We start from the raw sequence: 5,161 nt of genomic DNA, 5'->3' as shown, positions 1-5,161 counted from the left end.
CAGCCGGTCGGGATTCGGCGTGGACTTCAGGACCGAGGCTTCCAGCCGCTGCGGCGTCTCCCACAGGATGGTCCTGTCGATGTCCACCTCTTCGGGCTCGGGGCCCGCCAGTGCTGCGGCGATCTGCGTACGGTCCGGTGCCTTCAGTCCCGGCGCCTTCAGTCCCGGCGCCTCGACGTTCGGTGCGCCGGGAACGAAGTACCTGGACAGGGACACCCAGCCCGGAACGCGCACCGCCGTACGGACCGCCTGATCCAGGAGCTCACCGTGTTCCCGGGAGCCGCGTGCAAGCCACGTGATCCGGACCGAGGACGCCGTGCTGACCTCCTGGAAGTCCGCAGGATCGGGCACCTCGAGAAAAGCGTCCCCGCCCACATGCGCCGGCAGTGACTCGAGGATGGCGCACACAGCGGGAACCGCCGTCTCATCCCCGGCAAGCAGGACGTGTTGGGCCAGTCCCGGACTCCACTCGATGCCGCCATAGGAACCAGCGGTGGTGCACTGGGCAGCGGCGGCATTCGGTCCGATCAGGCATACCCGATCCCCCGGTGCGGCTTTGGCCGCCCATTGCGACGCGGGGCCTCCCCTGCCGTCGGCGTCGAAATGCATCACGAAGTCGACGTCGATCTCGGGCTCGGCCAGGTGACCCCTGAAGTTCCGCACCGTGTAGGTGCGCATCGAGCCGCGCTCGCCCGGATCCAGGCCGAGCCACTGCTGGTACCAGCCGGCGCCGCCCCCTTCGCCCTGCATCAGGGCCCCGATTTCCGGGCACGGCCGCCCTTCGGCGGGGATGATGACCTTGATCCGCAGGTCCAGCAGGGGCCTGGCCACCCCGAAGCCGGAGAGGCATGCTCCTGAGAAGGTGATCCGCTGGAAGTTCGCCCCCACACGCTCCACCCGGGCCACGACGACGTCGAACGCCGATACTGCGGGCACCGAGGACGTCCGCCGCACTGCCTGCTGGGAAACGTCCGTCATGATGCCGCCTTTGCTCGAGCTGGAATGGTGTCCTGCGGGTTGGAGAGGAAGCCGCGCCGTGCCGGAGTCATTTGCGGCTGAATACCTGGTTCATCCCCCGGCGCTGCACTGTGGTGTCGCCCGAGGGGGACCACCATGGGTGTGCCGCTGACGGGGTCCGGAATGACCCTGCACTCGAGGTTGAAGACGCCGCCCACCGTCTCGCGGGTGACCACCTCGGCGGGCGTGCCCTCCGCCACGATTCCGCCGTCCTTCATGGCGATGAGGTGGTCCGCGTACCGCGCCGCGAGGTTGAGGTCGTGCAGGACGATGACCACTGTGGTTCCGGCCCGGTGGTTCAGATCGGTGATGAGGTCGAGCACTTCGATCTGGTGGGTGACGTCGAGGAAGGTGGTGGGCTCGTCGAGGAGGAGGATGTCCGTCTGCTGGGCCAGGGCCATGGCGATCCACACGCGTTGACGCTGGCCGCCGGAGAGCTCGTCGACGTTCCGCTCCGCGAGCTCCAGCGTGTCCGTGGCCTCCAGCGCTGAGGCCACGGCGTCGTCGTCGCCGGGTTTCCACTGCCGGAACCACCCCTGGTGAGGGTACCGTCCGCGTCCCACGAGGTCGGTGACGCTGATGCCGTCGGGCGCCACGGGTGTCTGCGGGAGGAGTCCGAGCGTCCGTGCGACCGAGCGCGTGGAGAGGGAGTGGATGTCCTCCCCGTCCAGCAACACCGTCCCCTGCGTGGGTTTCAGGAGTCGGGCCAGCCCCCGCAGCAGAGTCGATTTCCCTGAAGCGTTGGCTCCGACGATGACGGTGATCCTCCCCGCGGGCAAGGTCACCGAGAGTCCGTCCACCACAGTGCGTTCGTTGTAGGCAAGGGTCACCGACCGCGCCTCGAGGCTGTGTGAAGTTTCCGCGGTGATCACATCAGGCATGTCAGCCTCCCTGGCCGGTTCGGTTCGCCGTAACAAGGAGCCACAGCAGGAAAGGCGCGCCCAACGCGCCGGTGATCACGCCGACGGGCAGCGACACCCCGGGAATGAGGTTCGCGGCGACGAAATCCGCAGTCAGCACGATCACGGCACCGACCAGGGCAGCCATGATCAGCGACGGCGCTCCCCTCAGCAGTCGGCGGGCGATGGGCCCGGAGAGGAAAGCGACTGCGGCAATGGGGCCGGCGGCGGCTGTGGCCAGCGCAGCGAGCGACACCCCGGTGACCAGCAGCGCCAGCCGGGAGGCCTCGACCCGGATGCCGAGCCCGGCGGCCGCTTCATCGCCGAGCTCGAGCCCGCGGAGGCTCCGGGAGAACACTGCTGCCGCAGGGAACAGCACCAGGAGCCCCCAGCAGAGCACCGTCGCGCGGTCCCAGTTGCTTGAGTTGAGTGACCCGCTCAGCCAGACGACGGCGTCGGCGGCCGTGCGGATGTCGGTGCGGGTGATGAGGAAGTTCACGAGTGCGTGTAGCATCGCGGCGAACCCGATGCCCACGAGGATGAGCCGGTAGCCGGCGACGCCTCCCCGCCGGGCGATCACGTAGATCGCTATTGCCACTGCGAGCGCCCCGGTCAGCGCGGCGGCAGAGACGCCGGCGCCTGACGCGCCGAAGACCACGATCGCGGTGACTGCGGCCGCACTGGCACCGTAGCTGATGCCGATGATGTCCGGGCTGGCGAGCGGGTTGCGGAGCATGGTCTGGAAAACGGCGCCTGCCACTCCGAAGGCGGCGCCCACCAGCACTCCGATGACGGCGCGCGGCAGCTTGTTCTCGAGGACGATGAACGTGGCCCCCGGAATCTCCGCGCCACCCAGAATGCGGAAGAAGTCGGGCACCGTCACGGTGTAGGTGCCGAGCAGCACACTGACGGCGAACAGGGCTGCGACCAGACCAGCAGCGAGCGCACACCGCCGGCGCGTCGAGCGACGGCGGATGGCGCGCACCGAGGGGCGGCGGGCGCTGGAAGCTTGGCCTGGTTTCCCTGGGCGCGGCCCTCGCTGCTCCGGGGAGACCTTCCGGTCCACGGTGCTGCTCACAGCTGGGCCATCCTGCGCCGCCGGACCAGCCAGATGAACACGGGGGCGCCCACGAGTGCGGTCATGATGCCCACCTGCACTTCAGCGGGAGGAAGGATCACGCGGCCCAGGATGTCCGCCGTGATGAGCAGCACGGGGCCGAGCAGCGCCGAGAAGGGAAGGATCCACCGGTAGTCCGGTCCGCTGACCAGGCGCACCATGTGCGGGATGACCAGCCCGACGAAGGCGATGGGACCCGCCGCCGCAGTGGCGGCACCGCAGAGAACCACGATGCCGACCGCCGCGAAACCCCGGGTACGGCCGACATGCTGGCCGAGCCCCCGTGCCACGTCGTCGCCCAGGACCAGGCTGTTGAGCGCCTTGCCCATGGCCATGGTCAGCACGAGGCCTCCCACGATGAAGGGGAGGACGGTGAGGATCACATCCCAACCGCGGCCCGAAAGGGTGCCGACCTGCCAGAACCGGAACCGGTCAAGGGTTTCCTGGCTGGAGACCAACACCGAAGTAGTGAGGCTTCCGAGACCGGCCGCGAGCGCTGCGCCCGCCAGGGCCAGCTTGACCGGCGTCGCGCCTTCGCGTCCCAGGCTTGCGACACCGTAGACGACGAGGGCGGCGAAGGCTGCCCCGGCGAAGGCGAACCAGATGTATCCCGAGGCCGTGCTGACCCCGAAGAGATAGATGGCGACGACGACGGCGAGGGACGCGCCGGCATTGAGGCCGAGGATGCCGGGATCACCCAGCGGATTGCGGGCCATACCCTGGATTGCTGCCCCTGCCACACCGAGGGCCGCGCCTGCCAGTAGCCCGGTCACCGTTCGGGGGATGCGGGAAAGGACCACCGCGTGGTCCCCGTTGCCCGGGTTGTAGGAGAGGAGAACGTCCACCAGCGTGGAGGGACCGATGGCACGGGCCCCGATGATGAGCGACGCCGCGCAGATCAGGAGGAGCAGCATGCCGGAGGCGAAGAACTGGAGGGTGCGGCGCCGACGCCCGGAGGGTCGGTGGAGAGCCGTCTCGCTGGCCCGGCGTCCGACTGGCCGGGTGCTTGCCTCAGCAGGCTGCACTGCCATCGAGCACCTCCCCAGCCGGATTTCGGATCTGAAGTAAGGCTAACCTACCTTTGCTCCAATTAGGAAACGGGACTGTGTGCTAATTGGAGCAGAGGCAGCGTGAAGATCCGCCTGTGCTACGTGGTGCGGCCCGACTGGTGGTCGACGCCGACCTGGTCGACCTTGCGGTGGAAGTGCATGCCCGCCTTGCCGCCGAGGATCGCGCCGATCAGGGGCACCAGGACGGCGATCGCGAGGGCGATCAGGCCACTGGCGGTCAACAGGCTGCCGTCGACCGGGATGCTCGGGGCTCCACCGATGCTGGACAGGACATTGAACTGGTCGCCTGCCACGGCGGCGAGAATGGCGAGGATGATGGCGATGATGATGCCCCAGAGCCAGACGGCGATGCCCTGCTTGACACCGTCGAAGCGGGCCATGCGGCCGGCCACGTATCCACCGCAGTAGTAGGAGATGAACAGGATGACAGCGAGGATGATGCCGCTGACGATTCCGATGGTTTCCGCGTTCCCGGTGGCCTGGTTGGCTGCCTCGTTCGCGCTGCTGATGTTCGCTGCACCGACGCCGACGCCGATGGCCGTGGCGATCGCGCCCAGGATGACAGTCAGGCCGATCGCGGTCAACCAACCGAAGAACGCTGACCCGAATTTGATGCCGCCGAACTGCTCCTTCTCCGCCGCTACGACATCATTGCGCCGCCCCTTGGGAGTACTTGCTCCTGAAGTGTTATCCGATGCCATGCCTTTTCCTTTCCAGTGGTTCCAGCCCCTGATCCGCGATGCCAGATGCGGCGTGGTGCTCTGCCTTATCCGTCGAGCAGGTCTTCGACCAGGGCGCCCACGTTGATGTAAGCAACTGCCGTGTGGATCCTATAGATGATCAGTCTACTGATGATCTTGGCTCAGGAATATGAGGAGAGGCGAAATGGCAACTTCCGGGCCGAGCCTTGACCTATGGTCGAGGACCTATTGTCGAGGCTTGGCGACGGGGCGCCCCAGCGCCGTGGCAGGCGCCTTCCTGGGTTCAGGGCACTCTCTTGAACTCCCCGTTGGCTCCGTCCGCGGCCCCTAGGATGCGGTAGGCGGCGTACCGTTCCC

General features: G+C 67.8%; 5 protein-coding genes. All 5 read right to left on the bottom strand.

Annotation, left to right across the window (positions count from 1 at the left end):
• On the bottom strand, positions 1–978 hold a 978-nt coding region (locus tag Y705_RS17735; RefSeq protein WP_049822340.1), incomplete at its 3' end, for a siderophore-interacting protein.
• Positions 975–1,898 carry an ABC transporter ATP-binding protein gene (locus Y705_RS17730; RefSeq protein WP_049822339.1) on the bottom strand — a complete coding sequence of 308 codons (924 nt, stop codon included), beginning with the start codon at positions 1,896–1,898 and terminating at the stop codon, positions 975–977. The genes Y705_RS17735 and Y705_RS17730, both read right to left, overlap by 4 nt.
• 1 nt (position 1,899) lies before the next feature.
• Positions 1,900–2,892 (bottom strand): FecCD family ABC transporter permease, encoded by a 993-nt coding sequence (locus Y705_RS0105750; protein WP_049822350.1) that lies wholly within the window; start codon positions 2,890–2,892, stop codon positions 1,900–1,902.
• 98 nt (positions 2,893–2,990) lie between these two features.
• Complete coding sequence (locus Y705_RS0105745) at positions 2,991–4,064, bottom strand: FecCD family ABC transporter permease (RefSeq protein ID WP_026532169.1); 1,074 nt, start codon at positions 4,062–4,064, stop codon at positions 2,991–2,993.
• Between the two features lie 116 nt (positions 4,065–4,180).
• Positions 4,181–4,804 (bottom strand): hypothetical protein, encoded by a 624-nt coding sequence (locus Y705_RS0105740; RefSeq protein ID WP_026532168.1) that lies wholly within the window; start codon positions 4,802–4,804, stop codon positions 4,181–4,183.
• Between the last annotated feature and the right edge of the window lie 357 nt (positions 4,805–5,161).

Source organism: Arthrobacter sp. H41 (assembly GCF_000520535.1).
GTDB lineage: Bacteria > Actinomycetota > Actinomycetes > Actinomycetales > Micrococcaceae > Arthrobacter_D.
The sequence above is the reverse complement of the archived record's forward strand: the minus strand, read 5'-3'. Positions and strand labels throughout refer to the sequence as shown.

Coding starts and splice junctions, on each gene's coding strand:
- Y705_RS17730 (WP_049822339.1), bottom strand. CDS start 1,898: ATGCCTGATGTGATCACCGCGGAAACTTCACACAGCCTCGAGGCGCGG.
- Y705_RS0105745 (WP_026532169.1), bottom strand. CDS start 4,064: ATGGCAGTGCAGCCTGCTGAGGCAAGCACCCGGCCAGTCGGACGCCGG.
- Y705_RS0105740 (WP_026532168.1), bottom strand. CDS start 4,804: ATGGCATCGGATAACACTTCAGGAGCAAGTACTCCCAAGGGGCGGCGC.